The 20,310-nt window shown below is 62.9% G+C and carries 17 protein-coding genes; 9 read left to right on the top strand and 8 right to left on the bottom strand.

The window, feature by feature from the left end:
• The first annotated feature begins 76 nt into the window (after window positions 1-76).
• Together recO and parC are read left to right on the top strand one after the other, a co-directional pair.
• Entirely contained in the window at window positions 77-817 is a 741-nt protein-coding gene (gene recO, locus AAF563_15735; GenBank protein MEM7122732.1) for a DNA repair protein RecO, read from the top strand.
• 58 nt (window positions 818-875) lie between these two features.
• On the top strand, window positions 876-3,098 hold the full coding sequence (gene parC / locus AAF563_15730; GenBank protein MEM7122731.1) for a DNA topoisomerase IV subunit A: 2,223 nt from the start codon (window positions 876-878) through the stop codon (window positions 3,096-3,098).
• Window positions 3,099-3,160: 62 nt separating this feature from the next.
• Here parC and AAF563_15725 read toward each other — a convergent pair whose 3' ends face one another.
• Both AAF563_15725 and AAF563_15720 read right to left on the bottom strand, forming a co-directional pair.
• Window positions 3,161-3,934: an arginyltransferase gene (locus AAF563_15725; protein ID MEM7122730.1), complete on the bottom strand. Its 774-nt coding sequence runs from the start codon at window positions 3,932-3,934 to the stop codon at window positions 3,161-3,163.
• A gap of 67 nt (window positions 3,935-4,001) precedes the next feature.
• On the bottom strand, window positions 4,002-5,849 hold the full coding sequence (locus AAF563_15720) for an SLC13 family permease (protein MEM7122729.1): 1,848 nt from the start codon (window positions 5,847-5,849) through the stop codon (window positions 4,002-4,004).
• A gap of 244 nt (window positions 5,850-6,093) precedes the next feature.
• Here AAF563_15720 and AAF563_15715 point away from each other — a divergent pair, with 244 nt between their 5' ends.
• The gene (locus AAF563_15715) at window positions 6,094-6,585 is read left to right on the top strand and encodes a flavin reductase family protein (protein ID MEM7122728.1); all 492 of its coding nucleotides are present in this window, start codon (window positions 6,094-6,096) and stop codon (window positions 6,583-6,585) included.
• A 68-nt stretch (window positions 6,586-6,653) separates the two neighbouring features.
• Here the strand turns inward: AAF563_15715 and hutG are convergent, their stop codons facing one another.
• From hutG to AAF563_15700, 3 genes are all read right to left on the bottom strand, one after another.
• On the bottom strand, window positions 6,654-7,451 hold the full coding sequence (gene hutG / locus AAF563_15710; protein ID MEM7122727.1) for an N-formylglutamate deformylase: 798 nt from the start codon (window positions 7,449-7,451) through the stop codon (window positions 6,654-6,656).
• 41 nt (window positions 7,452-7,492) lie between these two features.
• Window positions 7,493-9,877 carry a penicillin acylase family protein gene (locus AAF563_15705; GenBank protein ID MEM7122726.1) on the bottom strand — a complete coding sequence of 795 codons (2,385 nt, stop codon included), beginning with the start codon at window positions 9,875-9,877 and terminating at the stop codon, window positions 7,493-7,495.
• Between the two features lie 61 nt (window positions 9,878-9,938).
• Window positions 9,939-11,102 carry a CoA transferase gene (locus tag AAF563_15700; GenBank protein MEM7122725.1) on the bottom strand — a complete coding sequence of 388 codons (1,164 nt, stop codon included), beginning with the start codon at window positions 11,100-11,102 and terminating at the stop codon, window positions 9,939-9,941.
• A 291-nt stretch (window positions 11,103-11,393) separates the two neighbouring features.
• On the opposite strand from AAF563_15700, the gene AAF563_15695 reads away from it, so the two are divergent.
• The 3 genes from AAF563_15695 to AAF563_15685 are packed head-to-tail and all read left to right on the top strand — an operon-like array spanning window position 11,394 to window position 14,450.
• Window positions 11,394-12,569 carry a type III PLP-dependent enzyme gene (locus tag AAF563_15695; protein ID MEM7122724.1) on the top strand — a complete coding sequence of 392 codons (1,176 nt, stop codon included), beginning with the start codon at window positions 11,394-11,396 and terminating at the stop codon, window positions 12,567-12,569.
• A complete protein-coding gene (locus tag AAF563_15690) occupies window positions 12,566-13,459 on the top strand; it encodes an alpha/beta hydrolase (protein MEM7122723.1) in 894 nt (297 codons plus the stop codon). The genes AAF563_15695 and AAF563_15690 overlap by 4 nt, the downstream gene beginning before the upstream one ends.
• A 19-nt stretch (window positions 13,460-13,478) precedes the next feature.
• Complete coding sequence (locus AAF563_15685) at window positions 13,479-14,450, top strand: alpha/beta fold hydrolase (GenBank protein MEM7122722.1); 972 nt, start codon at window positions 13,479-13,481, stop codon at window positions 14,448-14,450.
• On the opposite strand, the gene hemB is transcribed toward AAF563_15685, so the two are convergent.
• The 3 genes from hemB to AAF563_15670 all read right to left on the bottom strand — a co-directional run bounded on the left by hemB (window position 14,437) and on the right by AAF563_15670 (window position 17,415).
• Complete coding sequence (gene hemB / locus AAF563_15680; protein ID MEM7122721.1) at window positions 14,437-15,453, bottom strand: porphobilinogen synthase; 1,017 nt, start codon at window positions 15,451-15,453, stop codon at window positions 14,437-14,439. The two genes, AAF563_15685 and hemB, sit on opposite strands and share 14 nt — an antisense overlap.
• Window positions 15,454-15,457: 4 nt before the next feature.
• Window positions 15,458-16,747 carry an O-acetylhomoserine aminocarboxypropyltransferase/cysteine synthase gene (locus AAF563_15675; protein ID MEM7122720.1) on the bottom strand — a complete coding sequence of 430 codons (1,290 nt, stop codon included), beginning with the start codon at window positions 16,745-16,747 and terminating at the stop codon, window positions 15,458-15,460.
• 92 nt (window positions 16,748-16,839) lie between these two features.
• Window positions 16,840-17,415, bottom strand: a complete 576-nt coding sequence (locus AAF563_15670) for an OsmC family protein (protein MEM7122719.1) — start codon at window positions 17,413-17,415, stop codon at window positions 16,840-16,842.
• Between the two features lie 352 nt (window positions 17,416-17,767).
• Between AAF563_15670 and AAF563_15665 the strand changes: the two genes are divergently transcribed.
• The 3 genes from AAF563_15665 to AAF563_15655 are packed head-to-tail and all read left to right on the top strand — an operon-like array spanning window position 17,768 to window position 20,304.
• Window positions 17,768-18,502: a type 1 glutamine amidotransferase gene (locus AAF563_15665; protein MEM7122718.1), complete on the top strand. Its 735-nt coding sequence runs from the start codon at window positions 17,768-17,770 to the stop codon at window positions 18,500-18,502.
• Window positions 18,502-19,860 carry a transaminase gene (locus AAF563_15660; protein ID MEM7122717.1) on the top strand — a complete coding sequence of 453 codons (1,359 nt, stop codon included), beginning with the start codon at window positions 18,502-18,504 and terminating at the stop codon, window positions 19,858-19,860. The genes AAF563_15665 and AAF563_15660 overlap by 1 nt, the downstream gene beginning before the upstream one ends.
• 45 nt (window positions 19,861-19,905) lie before the next feature.
• Window positions 19,906-20,304: a VOC family protein gene (locus tag AAF563_15655; protein MEM7122716.1), complete on the top strand. Its 399-nt coding sequence runs from the start codon at window positions 19,906-19,908 to the stop codon at window positions 20,302-20,304.
• Window positions 20,305-20,310 lie beyond the last annotated feature (6 nt).

Here is a 20,310-nt window from a genome sequence, read left to right as displayed (position 1 = left end):
CCTCTCGGCGTTTTGCCCCGGAGGCGGGCGAGCGGGCTGGCGATGCAGGCGAAGCCGAGGACGACCTAGACAAACAATGCAGTGGTCCGACCAGGGATATGTGCTGAGCGCCCGACGCCACGGCGAAACGAGCGCCATCGTCAGTCTCTTGACCCGCGAACACGGTCGCCATCCGGGCTTGGTGCGCGGCGGGGCAGGGCGCAAGTCGCGCGGCATGCTGCAGCCGGGCAACCGTGTCGAAGCCCGCTGGCGCGGCCGGCTTGAGGAACACCTGGGCACCTACACCCTGGAGTTGGCGACGGCCCAGGGTTCCGTGCTGCTGGACGATGCCGACCGGCTCGCGTGCCTCGCGTCGGCGGCCGCGGTGGTCGAGCAGACCCTGCCGGAACGCCATCCATATCCGCCGGTCTATGAAGCATTTGGCGCGCTGCTGGATGCCCTTTCGGCCGACAACGGAGCTTGGCGTCCCGTCTACGTGCGCTGGGAGCTCGGTCTCTTGGAGCAGTTGGGTTTTGGTCTGGATCTGACGTCGTGCGCGGCGACAGGTACGACGGACGACCTTGTCTATGTCTCTCCAAAGTCGGGGCGGGCTGTCTCGGCAGCGGCTGGCGAAACGTACAAGGCGCGGCTTCTACCGCTGCCCGCTTTCTTGACCGGGTCCGGCAACGCTGGCCGGGATGATGTGCTCGCTGGGCTGACCTTAACCGGCTACTTTCTGGAGCGACATCTGCTCGCCCACGACACCGCCGGCATTGCGCCGGCACGCGAGCGATTTATCCATCGCCTGGCTCGCAGAGAGACCGATTCATGCTGCTGATGGAATCCATCAACAGTGATCTTGCTCTCTCCACAATATCTGGTGGTATAACCCGCGAATGACGGATGTTGTAGACAAACCCCACATCGAACCGGTCGCGCTGGGCGAGGCGCTTTCCGAGCGTTATCTCGCCTACGCGCTCTCCACGATCACCGCGCGATCCCTGCCTGACGTGCGTGACGGGCTGAAGCCCGTCCATCGGCGGCTGCTCTACGCCATGCGGCAGCTGAAGCTCAATCCAGCGGACGGATTCAAGAAGTCCGCGCGTGTCGTCGGCGACGTGATCGGTAAGTACCATCCCCACGGCGACGTCGCGATCTATGACGCGCTGGTCCGGCTGGCCCAGGACTTCGCCGCGCGCTATCCGCTGGTCGATGGCCAAGGCAACTTCGGCAACGTAGACGGCGATAGCGCGGCGGCCATGCGCTACACCGAGGCGCGCATGACCGAGGTCGCGATGGCGTTGCTCGAAGGCATCGACGAGGACGCCGTCGACTTCCGGCCGACCTACGACGGCTCCGAGGACGAGCCGGTCGTGTTGCCGGCGCGGTTTCCCAATCTGCTGGCGAACGGCGCCAGTGGCATCGCCGTCGGCATGGCGACCAGCATTCCGCCGCACAATGTGGGCGAGCTGTGCGCCGCGCTGGTGCACTTGGTCGACAAGCGCAACGCTCAGGCCGCGACGCTGGCCGGCTACATTCCCGGCCCCGACTTCCCGACTGGCGGCGAGCTGGTCGAGCCGCACGAGAACATCAAGGAAGCCTATGCCACCGGCCGCGGCTCGTTCCGCCTGCGCGCGCGGTGGGTCAAGGAGGACCTCGGGCGCGGTCAGTACCAGATCGTCGTCACCGAAATCCCTTATCAGGTCCAGAAGTCGCGCCTGATCGAACGCATTGCCGAGCTGATCGATGCTCGCAAGTTGCCGCTCTTGGAGACGGTGCTGGATGAGTCGGCGGAGGATATCCGTCTCGTCTTGCAGCCGAAGAGCCGCACGGTCGAGGCCGAGGTGCTGATGGAAAGCCTGTTCCGCGCGACGGAGCTTGAGACGCGGATCAGCCTCAACATGAACATGCTGGACGGTGATGGCGTACCGCGCGTCATGAATCTGCGTGATGCGCTGCTGGCGTTCATCGACCATCGCCAGGAGGTTCTGGTTCGTCGCAGCCGCTACCGGCTCGACAAGATCAACCACCGCCTGGAGATCCTGGGCGGCTACCTCATCGTCTTTTTGAACCTGGATGAGGTCATCCGCATCATCCGCGAGGAGGACGAGCCGAAGCCGGCGCTGATCAAGCGCTTCAAGCTCTCCGACGTGCAGGCCGAAGCGATCCTCAACATGCGCCTGCGATCCCTGCGCAAGCTTGAGGAGATGGAGCTTAAGCGCGAGAAGAAGGCGCTCACCGATGAAAAGAAGGCTTTGAACGCGCTTCTAAAAAGCCAGCCGCAGCAGAAGAAGGCGTTGAAGGCAGAGTTCAAGGATATCCGCGCGAAGTTCGGCGAGAAGACCGAGCTTGGCAAACGGCGCACCACGATCGGCAAACCGCCAGCCGAGATCGATGTGCCGATCGAGGCGACCGTCGAGCGTGAGCCGATCACGGTCGTGCTGTCGGCCAAGGGTTGGATCCGCGCGGTCAAGGGCCATGGTGACGCGGTCGGCACGCTTCGGTTCAAGGAGGGTGACCGCGAGCGTTTCCGTTGCGAAGCGCATACGACCGACAAGCTGGTCCTATTCGCGACCAACGGCCGCTTCTATACGGTCGCCTGCGACAAGCTGCCGGGTGGTCGCGGCTATGGCGATCCGGTCAAGCTGATGATCGACCTGGGTAACGAAGGCGATATCGCCTCTATGATGGTCTATGTCGGCGGCCGCCAATTCCTGGTGGCCTCCTCGGAAGGCCGCGGGTTCCTGGTGCCCGAGGACGCGGTACTGGCCCAGACCCGTGGCGGCAAGCAGGTGCTGAACGTTTCAGGGCAGGCTGAGGCCGTTGTCGCCCGTGTCGCGGAGGGCAGTCACGTCGCCGTGGTCGGCGAAAACCGCAAACTCATCCTCTTCCCAATCGGTGAGTTACCGGAGATGACGCGTGGCCGGGGCGTGATCCTGCAGCGCTACAACAGCGGTGGCTTGAGCGATGCCAAGACCTTCACGCTGAAAGAAGGGTTGACCTGGCGCAGTGGCAGCCGCACGCGTACGGAGACCAACCTGAAGAACTGGGTCGGCAAGCGCGGCCAGGCCGGCCGCATCGCGCCGCCCGGTTTCGCCAGCTCCAACCGGTTCGGCTAGGCCAGGTGAAATCGCCCTAAGCTATCGCGCCGTTGGCCTGCTGATCCCCGCTGCCGATGCAATCAGTCGGTTTGGAGATCCTGCCATCCGGTCGCGGTCAGCGCCTCCAGAGGACGGAAGCGGGCCTTGTAGGACATCTTGTCGCAGCCGGCGATCCAGTAGCCCAGATAGACGAATGGCATGCCATGCGCGGCCGCGTGGTTGATCTGCCACAGGATCATGTAAGTCCCGAGGCTGCGCTCGGCGAGATCGGGATCGAAGAACTTGTAGATGCCCGAAAGCCCGTCGTTGATCCAATCGGTCAGGCAAACGCCGACCAGATCGTTCTCACTCGTGCGGAACTCGATCAACCGGGTCCTGACCGGCGTCTCCTCGACCATGGCGCGGTAGTCGGCGAACGTCATGGTCGCCATGCCGCCATCGTGATGGCGCTGTTTCTGGTAGCGGTCGAAGACATCGTACTGTTCAAGCGTCGCTGTCGCGCTGACAATGGTCGCCTTCAGATCGTCGTTGCGACGCCATGTCTTGCGCATGGTGCGTCCTGGACTGAAGCGGGCGACCGGGATGCGTACGGGGACGCAGGCGTTGCATCCGAGGCAGGCGGGTTTGTAGACGAGGTTGTGGCTGCGCCGAAAACCTGCCGCAGTCAGCTCATCGTGAATGTCCTGTGCAAACGGGCCTGAGAGGTCCGTCACGATCTTCATTTCCATCCGGTTGGGCAGATAAGGGCAGGTCTGGCCGCGCGTGCCGAAGAAGAAGGCCAGAGGGCGCGCGCGTTCCTGCCCGCCACTGGAGGCGAGTGGTGAATCGAGGGATCTGCCGTCAGGTCGGGTCATAGGTGCGAAAGGGTAGAGCAGATCCCGACCATAGGGAATTGCTTCGGCTGGAGGCCCGGGATCAAGGTCAATGCAGGTTGTAGTAGAAGGGCGCGAAGAACGAGAACGTCAGCCACAAGATAAGGACCAGCGGCAGCCCCGCGGTGATGAAGTCGCTGAAGCGGTAGTGGCCGGGCGCCATGACCAGAAGGTTGGTCTGATAGCCGATCGGCGAGGCGAACGAGCAACTGGCGGCCATCACGACGGCGACGGCGAAGGCCATCGGATCGACGCCCAAGCCGTGCGCCAGGCTGATGGCGATCGGCGTGAACAGCACGGCGGCGGCGTTGTTGCTGAGGATGTTGGTCATGACGGCGATCATCAGGAACAACGCCGACAGCACGACAGCGGGGCCGGCATCGCCGGTGGCGCCGATCACCAGCGCGGCCAGATAGGCTGCGCCGCCGGTGTGCTGCATCGCTGCACCCATGGCGAGCGCCGCGCCCACCAGCATAACCACCTTGATGTCGACGGCGCGGGTCGCCTGGCGCACGTTGAGGCAACTGGTCGCGATCATGGCGCAGGCGCCGGCGACCGAAGCGATGACCGGCGGCAGAATGTCGGTCGCGATCGCCAAGACGACGAGCGCCAGGATGGTCAATGCGCGCCGCGCCAGCGGCACGTTGGGTAGTTCGGCGGCCGACCATTCCATCAAGAGAACGTCCGGGTTGGCGCGCAGTGCCTCGATTTCGTTGCGACGGCCCTGCACCAGCAACACGTCGCCCGGCTCCAAACGGATCTCCGTGATGCTCTGGCGGATCATGCGCGAACGCCTCTGGATCCCCAGAACGAGGCTGCCAAAGCGGCGCCTGAAGCCGATCTGCTCCAGGTCCTGACCGACCATTCGGCTGGCAGGCGCGATCATGACCTCGACCAGAACGCGCTCCTCGCCGGGCATCCAGCCCCATTGCTCGTCGCCTGCATCGGTATCGCGGCGGTCAACATCGGCCATCAGACCGTGGTCGCGCGCCAGCGCGTCGGCAAGCGCCTGACGTGTCCCCGCCACAACCAGCGTATCGCCCGGCGCCAGGGCGACGCTATCGAAGGGCGGGAGTTCGGCGTGTTCGCCGCGTTGGACCATCTGCACGGTGATGTCGGGCAGGCTGGCGAACTGGCCGGCTGCCGCGTGTTGCCCGACCAGGTTCGATGACGGCGCCAACGTGATCTGCGCGATGTACTGGCGCCCGGCGGTGCCGACCAGACGGCCGGCAAGGCCGCTGCGCGGTTTGAGCAAACGCGGCGCGATCAGGATCGTGTAGACGAGACCTACCGATGCCAGCACAAGGCCAGGCACGGCAAAGGAGAACATGTCAAACGGCCGCTCACCGAGTTCCCGCAGGCTGCCGGAGATCAGGAGGTTGGTGCTGGATCCGATCAGCGTGATCATACCCCCCAGGCAGGCGGCGTAACTCAGCGGGATCATCACCTTGCTGACCGATCGCTCGCGCCGCTCGGCAAGCGCCTGCAAGACCGGAATGAAGACAACGACGATAGGTGTGTTGTTCGCGAATGCCGACAGCGCGAGCGCGAAGATCAGGGCGAGCCCGATGGCTATCCGGGTCCGCCCGCGGGTCAACATCAGCATGCCGCCGGCGATGCGTTGTAAGGCGCCGGTCTGGATTAACCCCTGACCGACCACCAGCAGGCAGACGACAGTGATCAGTGCGGGATCGGCGAAGCCGGCCAGGACCGCGCTTGGCGCCATCAGGTTGTCGCCGTCCGGTCCGGCCAGCGGCAGAATGTTGAAGATGACCAGCAGCACGGCGATCACGCCGATCGAGGTGAACTCTAGCGTGTAGGTCTCGGTCGCGTAGAGATAGACCGCCACCACAATGACGGCGAACGTCAGCCACATCGAAAGAGATGCGTCAGGCATGGGCATGGCTGGCTTTCGCCCTGTTCCGTGAACGTTGCGGTGGCCGATTATACCAAAGTTGGTGCCGTCGCTCGTTTCCGTGGGGCGCGGCTAAATCTGGCTTCTTGTGGGGCGGCGGGCGCATGTCATACAGGCTTGTCGGGCCCATGAACAGCGCGATTTTTTGGCATTCTGGCATACGATGGGTAGAGGTACGCGAAGCCACTGCGCTATCATCGCGCGGTGACGGCAGGGGGAAGTGGCCTTGAGCCGAAAACGCAACTTTACCAAGCGACAACTGCGCGATGCCCTCGGGCGTTTCGCGACCGGCGTCACCATCATCACGACCTGTACCCGCGAAGGCGAGTTGCTCGGAATCACGGCGAATTCTTTCAATTCCGTGTCGCTGGAGCCTCCCATGGTGCTGTTCAGCCTGGCGCGCGAGGCCTACAGCCTCAACAAGTTCGAGACCTGCGACTTTTTCGCCGTCAACATCCTGCGCGAGGATCAGCGGGACCTCTCCGATAAGTTCGCCAAGGCGTCCGTCGACAAATGGGAGGGCGTCGAGTACACGTCCGGCGTTACGAATTGCCCACTGATCCCCGGCTCATTGGCGACGTTCGAGTGCTACACCCGTTTTCACTACGATGGCGGTGACCACGTCATCTTCGTCGGCGAGGCCTTCAACATGACCGCCGGTGACGGCGGCCCTCCGTTGCTCTATTTCGACGGAAAGTACGAAAAGATGAGTTCATAGAACACTTTAAGTGTATCGATATTAAATAGATATTACGTGAGTTTATGGCATTATTCTAAAGTATAGAATCAGTTAGCGTTCGCTGCCCACTCCAGAGCACATTTCATAAGGTCTGTGATGATCGCCTTCACGTTCTCGGCGCGGTCATCGAGATAGCGAAACGGCGGGTCCTCTTCCATATAGGTGATCTCGGAAAGTTCGAGCTGCACAGCGTGCATGCCGGCATTGGGCTGGCCGTAGTGGCGTGTAATGAAGCCGCCCTTGAAACGCCCGTTCAGAACTGCGCCGTGATCAGCGCTTTGCTCAGCGATTGCCAGCAAGCGGTCGGCAAGCTCAGGCGCGGCGCTGGCGCCGGATGCCGTCCCCAGGTTGAAATCGGGCAAACGCCCGTCGAAGAAGCGGGGTGCCTCCGATCGGATGGTATGGCCGTCCCACAGGACGACGCGATCGTGGCGTGCTCGCAGCCGTTCCAGCTCGGCAGCGATCTGATCGTGATAGGGGCGCCAATAGGTGTCCAAGCGGTGCGCGACTTCAACCTGGTCCGGGGCCTGCCCGGGCAGATAGATCGGCGCGAAGTCGAACATGGTGAGCGGGCATAGTTCGGTATTGCTGGCGCCGGGATAGAGCGGCGCGTTGTCGGGCGCGCGGTTCAGGTCGATGACGTAGCGCGAATGCGTCGCGGTCAGCACGGTCGCGCCCATGCCGGCGGCCATGTCGTAGAGCCTGTCGACATGCCAATCCGTGTCGGGAACATGGCGAGCCTGGCCGGTCATGTGTTCGGCAATGTCGATTGGCACATGGGTGCCGGCATGGGGCAAGCTGACGAGAAGCGGCGCTTCGCCACGGATCAGCGTATAGGGGTCCATCGGTTCTCCTAGGTCGCCGTGCTGACAGGCCGGGCCTGCTCTCAGGGCGCCTCCGCCGGTTGAAGCAATAATGTGTGTGCGGGATCGATCAACGCGCGGTCCGTCGGGATGGTGACCATATCGTTGTCGCGCCAGCGCGCGACCATATCGTCGTAGTAGGGCGAGAAGATATGGCCGGATTGCCCGGGCACCCAGACAAATCGTGAGTTGTCGAGGTCGGCCAGATCCATCACCGCACGCATGCTGGCGCCGTGCACAGTTTCGAACACCGCGTTGTCGTTGTTGAAGATATAGGTGCCGACATTGACGCTGTATCGATCCCCGCCAACGGGAACGCGTATCTCGGTCAGGCCTGAGAGCACTGGCACATATTGGAAGAGGCGGTGGCGGAAGACCGCCGCATGGGCCTCGCCCCAGTTCCAGGCCGCGGGGTCGGACCCGCAGCGCGCGGTCAGAAACACAGCGGCGTCGTCGAAGGCCTGTCCGGCGAGGCGATGGCAGGCGGCAGCCGCGCTCTCATCGTCTCGCGTTTCATCGAGACACCATTCGGCGAGGTCGCCAGACATCACCGCGTGGACGAAGGTCGGGCGGTGCCACCAAGCGTCACGGAACAGCTCGCCCAGATCGTCCGCATAGATCAGGCGTGTCAGCTCGCGATACCACGTGGCGAAGATGAGCGGTTGGTCTGATGCCTCATTCATGTCGCCGCGCCAGTCGTCAAGCCGGTCGCGCAGGGTTTGGCCAAGCGTCGTCTCCGGTTCGCTCGCCAGGGCGAACGGCAGAAAATGCTCGGCCATCAGGGAATGGGTGTCGGCCTGGATGGCCGCGAACGTATCGACCGTGTGGTCTGGGCTCAATTCCAGGAGGTCGCGGATCCGCTGGCTGCGGTAGCCGGGCTGCCAGTCGTTGCCCAGGAAGTAAGGGTAATCGTCACCGACCACCTTTTCGTTCGCGGTGACGATGTAGCCGCGCGGCGGATCGACCACATGGGGCAGGTCCTCAAACGGGATTTCGCCGACCCAGTCGTATTCGCCCGACCAGCCGGGGACTGGCACAGAGCCGTCGCCGCTCTTGCGGATCGGAACAACCGCAGGCGCATAGTAGCCGATCCGACCGCTGGTCTCGGCCAGGACGATGTTCTGTTGCGGTCCGCGGTAATCGCGTGCGGCATCCAGCGCATCGTCCCATGATGTCGCCGTATGCAGCTTCAGCGCTGCCTGGATGCTGCGGTCGTCATCGCTCAGCATGGTCCAGGCGAGTGCGACGACTTGATCGTCCTCGCCCAGACCCTCGGTCGCATCGGGATAGATATCGGAGATGACCGGCCCGTGCCGTGTGCCGCGAATGGTGACGGCCTCATCATTGCCAAAGCGAACAACGATCGTCTCGTCGCGCAGGGTAAACGGCTCGCTGCCATCGGGTGTGATGTAGCGGTCGGGATCGTCCGGGTCGACGCGTTGCAGGAAGAGATCCTGGGTGTCGGGCCCGGTGTTCGTCACGCCCCAGGCGAGATCGCGGTTGTGCCCGACGATGATCGCGGGGACACCGGGCAGAGTTGCGCCGACCACCGAAAGGCCGGGCGCTTCCAAATGCGCCATGTACCAGGTCGCCGGGATGTTGTGGCCTAGATGAGGGTCATTGGCGAGCAGCGGACTGCCCGACGCGGTCATCGTGCCGTCGACCACCCAGTTGTTCGAGCCATTGCCCGGCCGGGGCAGGAGGTCGAGCAGGGCCTGCGTCCATGGCGTGCCGGACAGGCCGGCGGCGCGCAGCGCCTCATCGATGACGATAGGGCCGTCGGCGGGGTGGGGTGGGAAAAACGTGTCGGCCTTTTCCGGTCCGAGCAGATCGATCATCCGCGCGCGCAGGACCTCCGCGCGCCAGTTGCCCGACAGGTGAAGCGCCATGATTTTGAGCCAGGCGACGGAATCGGCCGGTTGCCAAGGCGCCGGATCGCCGACCAGCAACAGGTCGAGCTCTGGCGCCGCCGCACCGCTATGGGTGGCGAGGTAGGCGTTAACGCCGGCCGCATAGGCCTCGAGCGTGCCGATTGTCGACGGATCGAGCCTTTCAAGACTGGCCTTGGCCAGGCCGTCCAGGTCGAGCATGCGGAAGAAGCGGTCGAAACGAACGGTCGCGCTGCCCATGACCGACGACAAGCGGCCCTGGGCGACCATGCGCTGTTGCTCCATCTGGAACATACGGTCCTGGGCGTGAACGAAACCGAGCCCAAAGTAGGCATCCGCCGGCGTCGCCGCGAAGATATGCGGCACGCCATGGGCATCACGCTGGATTTGGATGGTGTCAGCCGGGCCGTCGACCGCGACGGTGCCGTCGAGTTGCGGCAGCGAGTACCACATCCAGCCTGCCGCCACCGCGACCAGGGCCACCAAGATGACAATCAGGGCGGCAAACCCTGTCAGCAAACGACGCAGCCAACGTCGCCGCTTCTTCGGTTTTTCTTGCAAGAACGTCAAATACTTGAGGTCACTTCTTGAAGTCGCGCAGTAACGTTTCGCGATGTTCGTCCAGGCGCGGAATGGCCCCTCTATCGCTGGGGTCGTCATAGGCCGACAGCTTGATCGGGTTGCCGGCCATGGAGAGCTTGCCGGTTTCGGCATCCTCGACGCTGACCACCATGTTGCGGGCGAGGACCTGGGGGTCCGCCAGAACCTGGGCGACATCGTTGATGGGACCGCAGGGAACGCCCGCGGCCTCCAGCACTTTCAACCAGTGGCTGGTCGTGTGGTCGGCGAGGGCTGCCTCGATCTCGATCTTGAGCGCCGCCACGTGGTTGGCGCGGTCGCTGTTGGTGAGATAACGCGGGTCGTCGGCCCATTCGGGCTTGCCCAAGGCTCCGGCCAGCTTGGCAAAGAGAGAATCGTTGCCGGCGGCGATGATGAGGTGGCCGTCAGCGGTCGCGTAGGCCTCAAACGGCACGATAGAGGGATGACGGGCGCCAAGCGGCTTTGGGGTGTCGCCGGTGGCAACGTAACGCGCAATAGCGTTCTCCAGGATCGCTACCTGGCAATCCAGCATGCCGACGTCGATCTTCATGCCTTCGCCGGTGCGCTCGCGGTCGTACACGGCCGACGCGATGCCAATGGTGGTGAAAAGGCCCGCCGTGATGTCGCCGACGCTGGTGCCGACCCGGGTCGGCGGACCGTCGGGCTGGCCGGTCAGGCTCATGACGCCGCCCATGCCCTGAACCACCATGTCGTAAGCCGGCCGCTTGGCGTAGGGACCACTGTGGCCGAAGCCGGAGACGGCGGCATAGATCAGGCGCGGGTACTGTTCATGCAGGACATCCCAGCCCAACCCCAGTTTATCCATGACGCCTGCGCGGTAGTTCTCGACCAGGATATCCGCGCCTGCCAGGAGATCGTGGAAGATCGCGAGGTCGCCTTGGTCCTTCAGGTTCAGCGCGATGCTCTCCTTGCCCCGGTTGAGCGAGGCGAAATAGGCGGAGACTTCGCCCATATAGGGGCCGAAATGACGGGCATCGTCGCCCTTTTCCGGGACCTCGATCTTGATGACGCGCGCGCCGAGATCGCTCAGCACCATCGTGCAATAGGGCCCGGCAAGGACGCGGGTGAGGTCGAGAACGGTTAATCCACTGAAAGGGCCGCTTGAGGGGCCGTCGGCTGGCACGGGTGATCACCTGTCGAAAGGGGGAAGGACGCGCGTTTCTAGCCCATGAGGCATGCGCGGTCCAACGCCCGGCGTCGCAGCGAAGTTCTTTGAATCGTGCGATACTGCTCCAATATGAAGGGCCCTCGACAGCCGGGGGCGTTAGAGCAGATCCTGTGTTGATGGAATCGCTTCGCGATTTCGTCAGGACAGGCGAATCTGCTCTACTCATAGATAAAGAGCGGATTCACATGGTTAGGTGGAACCGTCAAACAGTTCCACCTAACCATGATCCGCTCTAGGGAAGGACGGATGGCCAAGGACAAATTTGACGATGTTACCCAGATGGTTCGCGCGATGACGCCGAGCTATCCGGTCTATTGCATCCATCCGGAAACCCTGAAGACGACTGCCGAGCACTTCGTTCAGACCTTCCCGGGCCGGGTTCTCTACGCCATCAAATGCAACCCGCACCCCAAGGTCTTGCAGATCCTGTATGACGCTGGCATTCGCCACTTCGATACGGCGTCCCTGCCGGAAATCGCCCAGGTGCGCGAGCAGTTCCGTGATGCCGGCGCCTACTTCATGCACCCGGTGAAGGCGCGCGCGGCGATCAAGGCCGCCTATGAAGTCTATGGCATCCGCCACTATGTGGTCGATCACCCCGCCGAACTCGCCAAGGTGCTCGACGAGACGGGTGGCGAGGGCGTGACCATCGTCGTGCGGATCGCGACGCCGGCCGCCGGCGCGGCCTATGACCTTTCTAAGAAGTTCGGCGTTCGCCCGGCCGAGGCACCGTACATCCTGGAGGAAGCGAAGTCCTGGGGTTGCCAGACCGGTCTGTCGTTCCATGTGGGGTCCCAGTGCCTGGTGCCGCGCGCTTACAAGACGGCGTTGGAGATGGTCGGTGATATCATCGATGCCGCCAAGGTGGACCTGCACATGCTGGATGTCGGCGGTGGATTTCCGGCCAACTATCAGGGCATTCAAATGCCGCCGCTCGAAAGTTACATGACGGAAATATCGAACGGGCTGAAAGAACTCGACCTGCGCCGCGACTGCACCGTGATGTGCGAACCGGGCCGCGCTTTGGTCGCTGATGGCATGTCGCTTGTCACGCAGGTGCTGCTGCGCAAGGAAGATCAGATCTACGTCAACGACGGCATCTATGGCAGCCTGTCGGAGATGGTGACGGCGCAGGTCCAGATGCCGGTGCGGGCGATCCGTCTTGACGAGCCGATGTCCGAAACCGGCATGGATTTCAGCGTCGCCGGGCCGACCTGTGATTCACTGGATGTGCTGCCGTTCACGTTCCATCTGCCCGAAGACATGCGCGAGGGCGATTGGATCGAGATCGGCATGGTCGGTGCCTACGGCAACGCCCTGCGCACCAACTTCAACGGTTTCTACCCCGACACCTTTGTCGAAGTGACAAAGGCGGCCGACGATCCGATGAGCGGCGGCACGCGTCAGGCCAAGGCGTCATGACGGCGGTCGCCAAACAGCACCATATCGACGTGCCGCACGGCGACGGTACGGTGCAGCTTGGCTATCTGGAGTGGGGTGACAGCGGGGCCGCCCGAACGGCGTTGTGCATTCATGGCATTTCGCGCAACGCGCACGATTTCAATTGGCTTGGGCGCGAACTGGCGAAGGCCGGTTGGCGCGTGATCGCGATCGACATGGTCGGCCGTGGCGCGAGCCAGTGGCTGGACGACCCCGCCGGCTACGCCGTGCCGTCCTACATTCAGCATATCGCGCACGTGGCGACGACACTGGAACTGGGTGAGGTCGATTGGATCGGCACGTCGATGGGCGGCATGATCGGCATGGTCGCCGCATCCGTCGGCGCGATCTCCATGCGCCGTTTGGTGTTGAACGACATCGGTCCGTTTATTGCCTCCGACGTCATCGCAGGCATTATCGAGCGGACAGGCGAGGCGCCGGTGTTCAAGGACGAAGACGCCATCAAGGGTTTTCTGATGGAGCGCTTCACGCCATTTGGCCCGGTCACTGACCAACAGTGGTCCTACTTCGCCCACCACAGCGGTCGGCGTGATGAGCACGGTGACCTGCGCCTGGCGTGTGACCCCGACGTCGTGGTGCCGTTGGTCAGTCAGGCGACCGGTGACGCCGATCTGTGGGAGGTCTATGACGCCATCAAGGTGCCGACGCTGGTGGTGCGCGGCGGTGAGTCGGAAGTTCTGGACCAGGCGACGGCGGAGGCGATGATGACGCGCGGTCCGCGCGCGACGCTCGTCACCTTTCACGGAATTACCCATCCACTGTGGCTGACCGACGACGAGCAAATGCATTTGGTTCGGGACTGGCTGGAAGGCCATCCGCTTAGCGAGGACCGCCTCGCCGCCGAGAGCTAGGCGGGCAGGCGAGGCGGCCATGACTCCCTTTGTTCCGCGACCGCCGTGGCGCAATGGTGATCTGCAGACGCTGCGAAACTCGATCGTTCGTCCGATCTTTGATTTCAAGCGCTGGCCCGGCGAGCGGATGCTGCTGACCATGCGTGACGAAACAGGCGACCGCCTTGCCGCAAGCCTGCACCGTCCCGAGACGGCGAGTGCAAAGCCGCTCGTGATATTGGTTCCAGGCGTGACAGGTTGCGAAGAAAGCGTTTACATCAAGGCCACCGCGACATCGCTGCTGAAGGCTGGCTTTCCAGCCTTACGGCTTAACCTCAGGGGATCGCCGCCATCACGTCCCACCTGCCGCGATCACTATCACGCCGGTCGCAGCGAGGATCTTCGCGACGTGGTCGCCGCGCTGCCGCAATCACTGAAGGCCCATGGACTTGTCGTTGTCGGTTTTTCGCTGGGCGGCAACATGGCGCTGAAGTGCCTGGGCGAAGACGGCGAGGCCTCGCCGTTTTTGGCGGCGGCATCGATCAGTGCGCCGATCGATCTGTTCGCGACGACGCAACAGTTCACATCGCGGCGCAACAAAGTCTATCACCAATGGATGCTGAACAATCTGAAGAAGGAGGCGCTGATGCAGGGCGCCGATGTCTCGCCCGACGAGCGCGAAGCGGTCATTGGTGCGCGCACGGTCATCGAGTACGACGATCTCTACGTCGCCCGGCGCAACGGCTTTGACGGCGCCGAGGATTATTATGAAAAGTGCCAGGCCCTGACATACCTGGACGCCATCAGGACGCCGACGCTGATCATCCACGCCGACGACGATCCCTGGATCCCCTCCGATGCCTACCGCCGGTTCAAATGGGCGCGCAACCGCTGGCTCAGACCAGAACTAACCCGAGCCGGCGGCCATGTCGGCTTTCATGCGCGCGGCAGCAAGGTGCCGTGGCACGATCAACGCATCCTCGCATTCCTGGATCACGTCACGCCGCGTTGAGACTGCGTGCGATGTCAACGGCGGCATAGGTCAAGACGCCGTCGGCGCCGGCGCGCTTAAAACAATGCATGGTTTCCGGCCACACCTTGGCGCCGTCCAGCCAGCCGCGTTCGACGGCACCCTGGATCATCGCGTACTCGCCCGACACCTGATAGGCGAAGGTCGGTGCGCCGAAGGTATCTTTGACCCGGCGCACGATATCCAGATAGGGCATGCCCGGTTTGACCATGACCATGTCGGCGCCTTCATTGAGGTCGAACGCGACCTCGCGCAAAGCTTCGTCGGCGTTGGCCGGGTTCATCTGATAGGTGCGCTTGTCGCCCTGACCCAGGTTGGCGGACGAACCGAGCGCGTCGCGGAATGGGCCATAGAAGCCCGATGCGTACTTCGCCGCATAGGCCATGATGCGCACGTTGCGAAATCCCGCGCCGTCAAGCGCGGTTCGAATGGCGCCAATACGACCGTCCATCATGTCCGACGGCGAGATGATGTCGCAGCCGGACTCGGCCTGGACCAGCGCTTGACGGCACAGGATCTCCACGGTCTCGTCGTTGAGGATTTCCTCACCGTCCAGAATGCCGTCATGGCCGTGGGTCGTATAGGGATCAAGCGCGACATCGACCATGACGCCCAAGTCGTCGATCTGTGCTTTGATCGCTGCGGTCGCCCGGCACACCAAATTGCCGGCGTTGGTCGCCTCGCGGCCATCCGCGGATTTGGCGTCCTGCGGCGTATTCGGAAAGAGCGCGACCGCCGGGATGCCCAGGTCGCGGGCTTCTTTAGCGGCCTCGATGATCAGATCAACGCTGAGTCGGTCGACACCGGGCATCGAACCGACGGGCTCGCGTTCGTTTTCGCCCTCGCGCACGAAGATCGGCCAGATCAGATCCCCGGGACCCAGTGACGTCTCGGCGACGAGGCGGCGCGACCAGGCCTCAAGCCGGTTGCGCCTGAGCCGCGTCGCCGGATAGGCGCCGGGAAAACTGATCGGACCATTCGTCACCGCGTCATGCTGCTTCCAGCGCCTGTTTCAGGTCGGCAAGGATGTCGTCGATATGCTCGATACCGATCGATAGCCTGACATAGCCTTCCGAAACGCCGGTCGCAAGCTGGTCCTCCGGTGACAACTGAGAGTGGGTTGTCGACGCCGGATGGATGGCGAGGCTCCTGGCATCGCCGATGTTGGCGACGTGATAGAACATTTGAAGGGCATCGATGAACTTGCGCCCGGATTCCAACCCACCCTTGAGCTCGAAACCGACCAGCGCGCCATAGCCTCCCTTCAGATAGGCATCGGCGCGGCGCTTGAGTTCGCCTGATTGCATGCCCGGGAAGATCACATTGGTGACCTTGTCGTTGCTGGAGAGGTATTGGGCGACCGCCGCGGCATTCTCGCAATGGCGTTCCATCCTGAGCGGCAGGGTCTCCAGACCCTGGATGAACTGGAACGCGTTGAACGGGCTCATCGGCGCGCCAACGTCGCGCAACAGGGTGACGCGCGCCTTGATGATATAGGCGATCGGCCCCAGCGGCTTGACCGCCTCGGTCCAGACCGCGCCGTGATAGCTGGGATCGGGCTGGTTCAGCATCGGGAAACGGTCGCCCTGGGCTTCCCAATCGAAGTTGCCGCCATCGACGATCATGCCGCCGATCGAGGTGCCGTGACCGCCGATGTACTTGGTCGTCGAATAAACGATGATGGCCGCGCCATGGTCGAATGGCCGGCACAGAACCGGGCAGGCGGTGTTGTCCATGATCAACGGCACGCCGAGCTCGCGGCCGATGTCGGCGACTTCCTTGATCGGGAAGACGTTCAGCTTCGGGTTGGGCAGGGTCTCGGCGTAATAGCAGCGCGTGCGCTCGTCGGTCGCCTTGCGGAAGCCCTCGGGATCGGCGGGGTCGACGTAGCGGACCTCGATACCCATGGTGCTCAGTGTGTTCACAAAAAGGTTCCACGTTCCGCCATAAAGATCTGTGGAACTTACGAAATTATCGCCGGCGTGGCAGATATTTTGGATCGCGAACAATGATGCGGCCTGACCCGAACCCAGAGCCAGCGAGGCGACACCGCCCTCTAACGCGGCGATGCGCTTTTCAAGCACGTCGTTGGTCGGATTCATGATCCGGGTATAGATGTTCCCGAACTCTTTCAGGCCGAACAGATTCGACGCGTGCTCGGTGCTATCGAACTGATAGGATGTGGTCTGATAGATCGGCACGGCGACCGCGTTGGTGGTCTCGTCGCTGCGGTAACCGGCGTGCAGGACGATGGTTTCCGGGTTTTGGCTCTCGGTCATGGTGCCCTGATCCTTTGTCTGTCGTTGGTCGTAAAAAAGAGATGGGGAGCGGAGCCTGCCGGCGCCGCCCCCCATCGGGACCCCTGCGGCGGCTACTCCGCCGCCGAAATATGTACCGCCGCGGGGGTTATTTCCAGGCTAACGGGCGTTTCGCCCCCGATGATGTCGAGCACCGGGCAGTAGCGATCAACCGTCGCTTTTAGTCGTTCGAGGTCTTCAAGCGGCGCTGGGCTGTCGATATCCACACTGCCACGAATGGCGGTGAAGCCCGGCCTGACGTCCTCGTTGGCGGCAGTGAAGCCGCTCAAGTCGATATCGCCGTCCAGATGCACGGAGACGCCATCGATCGGGATGCCGAGTCGGTCAGCGTAGAGCCGATAGGTGATCTCCTGACATGACGCCAGCGCCGCAAGCACCAGTTCGACCGGGTTCGGGCCCTTGTCGGTGCCGCCGAGTGCTTCCGGTTCGTCGACATCCAGGAAGAAATTGCGCGTGTTGACGCGGCTGTGCAGCCCGGCGATCTGCCGACTGGTGGCGCTGAACGTTGCTTTTGCCGTCTCGCGGTCGGTCTCGAAAGCATCGCGCAGGCCATTAAAGCCGTCGCGGAACGCGAATGATGATGTGGTCATAGTCCGTCTCCTTGAACCACCGTTATCGAACGGGCCCACGGGAGACTTCCCGTGGCGCTTTAGCGGTTGGTGACGCGGACGCAAGCTGCCCCTCAAATCCCGCGGGTTCCTTCGGGGAACCAAGCCAACAAAAAAACCGCCTCAGCGTGGTGCCGGGCGGTTCGAAACGTGGTCCGGCGCTTTAGCTGGTATTTTTAGAGCGCCCCGCAAGCTGACAATCAAATCGGCGCTGGCAAATCTTAAATCACCATCGCTTACCGGTTGTCAAGTGGTTCGCTGCCATGGCGCCGGGCCATGTCGCTGCGATGCAACCAATTGCGTCAACCGGTCGCGGCCAAAGGTATAGTGGGTTTCCTTTGGATGCACCGAGGACTCCGGCTAACCTGCCGTCATGCGCTTCCTGGTTTTTCAGCATATCGACATCGAGCACCCCGGCATCTTCCGTGACCTGATGACGGAGGCCGGAATCGCATGGGACGCGGTCGAGCTGGACGAAGGAGAGCCGATCCCGTCGCTCGACAGCTATGACGCGTTGATGGTCATGGGTGGGCCGATGGATGTCTTCGACGAAGACGAACTGCCATGGCTGATCCCGGAAAAAGCGGCGATCCGCGAAGCCGTGCGCGAACGTGGCATGCCCTACTTCGGATTCTGTTTAGGCCATCAGTTGCTGGCCGATGCGTTGGGCGGCAAGTGCGAGCGCATGCCGGTGCCGGAGGTCGGCATCATGGACGTGTCGCTGACCGATGCCGGCAAAACCGACGCGTTGATGCATGGCATCCCCGAGACGTTCAAGGCACTGCAATGGCACGGTGTCGCCGTGACAGAAATGCCGGATGGTGGCATTGCCTTGGCGCAGTCACCGATATGCGCGGTGCAGGCGCAACGCATCGGCGACGTGGCATTCGGCATTCAGTACCATGTCGAGATGACCGACAAGACTGTTCAGGAGTGGGGCGCGGTGCCGGCATATCAGGAGTCGCTGGAGAAGACCTTGGGCGCAGGTGCGCTCGATCGATTTGACCAGGAGTGCAGCGCCAACATGGGCGACTTCAACAACGCTTCGCGCCAGCTGTTCGACAACTTCCTGGGCGAGATCAAGGCGCATGGACGCCACGTCGCCTGATGGTGTGGAAGCCGCGCGAAGCCGACGTCCAGGCGCTGCTTGACCAAGAAATCCAAACCTTCGAAACCGACCACCCGCGTTCACGCGCACTGTTTGAGGCGGCTGGCGCGCACCTCCTGAACGGCGTGCCGCTCAACTGGATGCGCCGGTGGGCCGGACCGTTCCCGCTCTATGCCGATCGCGCCAGCGGCGCCCATGTGACTGACGTTGACGGCCTAGACTATGTCGACTTCTGTATGGGTGACACCGCGTCGCTGTTCGGTCATGGCCGGCGGGATGTGGCCCAGGCGCTGAACGCGCGTTTGGCGACCGGTGCCAGTATGATGTTGCCAACCGCCGACGCGGCCGAAGTCGGCGCGACGCTGGCCGGGCGATTTGGCCTGCCGAGCTGGCAGTTCGCGGTGTCGGCGACCGATGCCAATCGCTTCATTTTGCGCCTGGCGCGCGCGGTGACCGGCAAGCGCAAGGTGCTGCTGTTCAATGGCTGTTATCACGGCAATCTCGTCGAGGCGCTGATTACGTCAAAGAACGGTGTCGCCGCCGCAAGCCCGGAGATGGTCGGTCACGAAGTCGACCCGCGTGAGACCACGGAGGTCGTCGAGTTCAACGACATCGAGGCGGTCGAGCGTGTCCTGGCTGCCGGCGACATAGCCTGCGTCATGACCGAACCGGCGTTGACGAACTGCCGGGTCGTGTTGCCGGAACCGGGTTTTCTGGAGGCCGTCAAGGCTGCCGCGCACCGCCATGAAGCCATCTTCGCGTTGGACGAAACGCATACCATCTGCTGCGGGCCGGGCGGTTACACAGCACTCCACGACGTCAAGCCAGACACGGTGACGCTCGGCAAGCCTATTGCCGGTGGTGTGCCGGCGGCGACTTACGGTCTGTCTGCTGACCTGGCCGAACGGGTTGGTTTGGTGATGGCCGAGACTGGTCCCGGCATCTTCGCCATCGGCGGTACGTTGACCGGGCATGCGCTCGCCATGGCCGGCATGCGCGTGATGCTCGACCATGTGATGACCGATAAGACGTTCGATCAGATGATTGACGCGGCTGAGGCTATCGAAACGGGCGTCGCCGATGTTCTCGCGAAGCATGGATGCGACGGCCACGTCGTCCGGCTCGGCGCGCGTGTCGCGTACGACCCGTTCGGCAAGGCGATGACGAATGGCCGTGATGCGTTGGCGGCGATCGACGACAGGTTCGATCATCTGTTGCATCTCTACATGCTGAACCGGGGTGTGTTGCTGACGCCGTTCCAGAACATGTGCCTGGTTGCGCCGCAAACCGCGCGCTCTGATGTCGACCGCCATAGCGGTTTGCTTGATGACTTGCTGACGGCGCTACGACCGTCATAAGACCGCCGCCGAGAAGCGCTGAGATTTCGTTTTGGAGATTTACTTATGCCCAACGCTGCGTCGTCGCCGATAACACAGTCATTTGCCGTCGGCCCGTTGAACGCGGTTCGCCTGTTCTGTACTGAGGTCGAGCCGGTGGCCGATTTCTATCGTGACGTGCTTGGTCTGAAGGAGCTTTTTCGCAGCGATGACGCCGCGATGTTTCAAAGCGGCCAAGTGGGTTTGCTGATCGAAAAGGGCGATCCCGATGATGCCGAGGAAGCAGAACTGATCGGCCGCTTCGCCGGCATCTCGTTTCCGGTCAACGACATTGCCGCTGTCCATGCGGCTTGGTCAGAGGCCGGGATACGTTTCCACGGCGAACCCGAACGCCAACCTTGGGGCGGCACGCTCGCCCATTTCGACGACCCCGCGGGCAACACGCTCACCCTGGTCCAGGAGTGAGCGCGA

Source organism: Pseudomonadota bacterium, from assembly GCA_039028155.1.
GTDB lineage: Bacteria > Pseudomonadota > Alphaproteobacteria > SP197 > SP197 > JANQGO01.
This window is presented reverse-complemented; position numbering and strand designations above follow the sequence as displayed.

Bases quoted from the DNA above. Each gene is read 5' to 3' on its own strand.
- recO (MEM7122732.1), top strand. From the start codon at position 77: ATGCAGTGGTCCGACCAGGGATATGTGCTGAGCGCCCGACGCCACGGC.
- parC (MEM7122731.1), top strand. From the start codon at position 876: ATGACGGATGTTGTAGACAAACCCCACATCGAACCGGTCGCGCTGGGC.
- AAF563_15725 (MEM7122730.1), bottom strand. From the start codon at position 3,934: ATGACCCGACCTGACGGCAGATCCCTCGATTCACCACTCGCCTCCAGT.
- AAF563_15720 (MEM7122729.1), bottom strand. From the start codon at position 5,849: ATGCCTGACGCATCTCTTTCGATGTGGCTGACGTTCGCCGTCATTGTG.
- hutG (MEM7122727.1), bottom strand. From the start codon at position 7,451: ATGGACCCCTATACGCTGATCCGTGGCGAAGCGCCGCTTCTCGTCAGC.
- AAF563_15695 (MEM7122724.1), top strand. From the start codon at position 11,394: ATGGCCAAGGACAAATTTGACGATGTTACCCAGATGGTTCGCGCGATG.
- AAF563_15690 (MEM7122723.1), top strand. From the start codon at position 12,566: ATGACGGCGGTCGCCAAACAGCACCATATCGACGTGCCGCACGGCGAC.
- AAF563_15685 (MEM7122722.1), top strand. From the start codon at position 13,479: ATGACTCCCTTTGTTCCGCGACCGCCGTGGCGCAATGGTGATCTGCAG.
- AAF563_15675 (MEM7122720.1), bottom strand. From the start codon at position 16,747: ATGACCGAGAGCCAAAACCCGGAAACCATCGTCCTGCACGCCGGTTAC.
- AAF563_15665 (MEM7122718.1), top strand. From the start codon at position 17,768: ATGCGCTTCCTGGTTTTTCAGCATATCGACATCGAGCACCCCGGCATC.
- AAF563_15660 (MEM7122717.1), top strand. From the start codon at position 18,502: ATGGTGTGGAAGCCGCGCGAAGCCGACGTCCAGGCGCTGCTTGACCAA.
- AAF563_15655 (MEM7122716.1), top strand. From the start codon at position 19,906: ATGCCCAACGCTGCGTCGTCGCCGATAACACAGTCATTTGCCGTCGGC.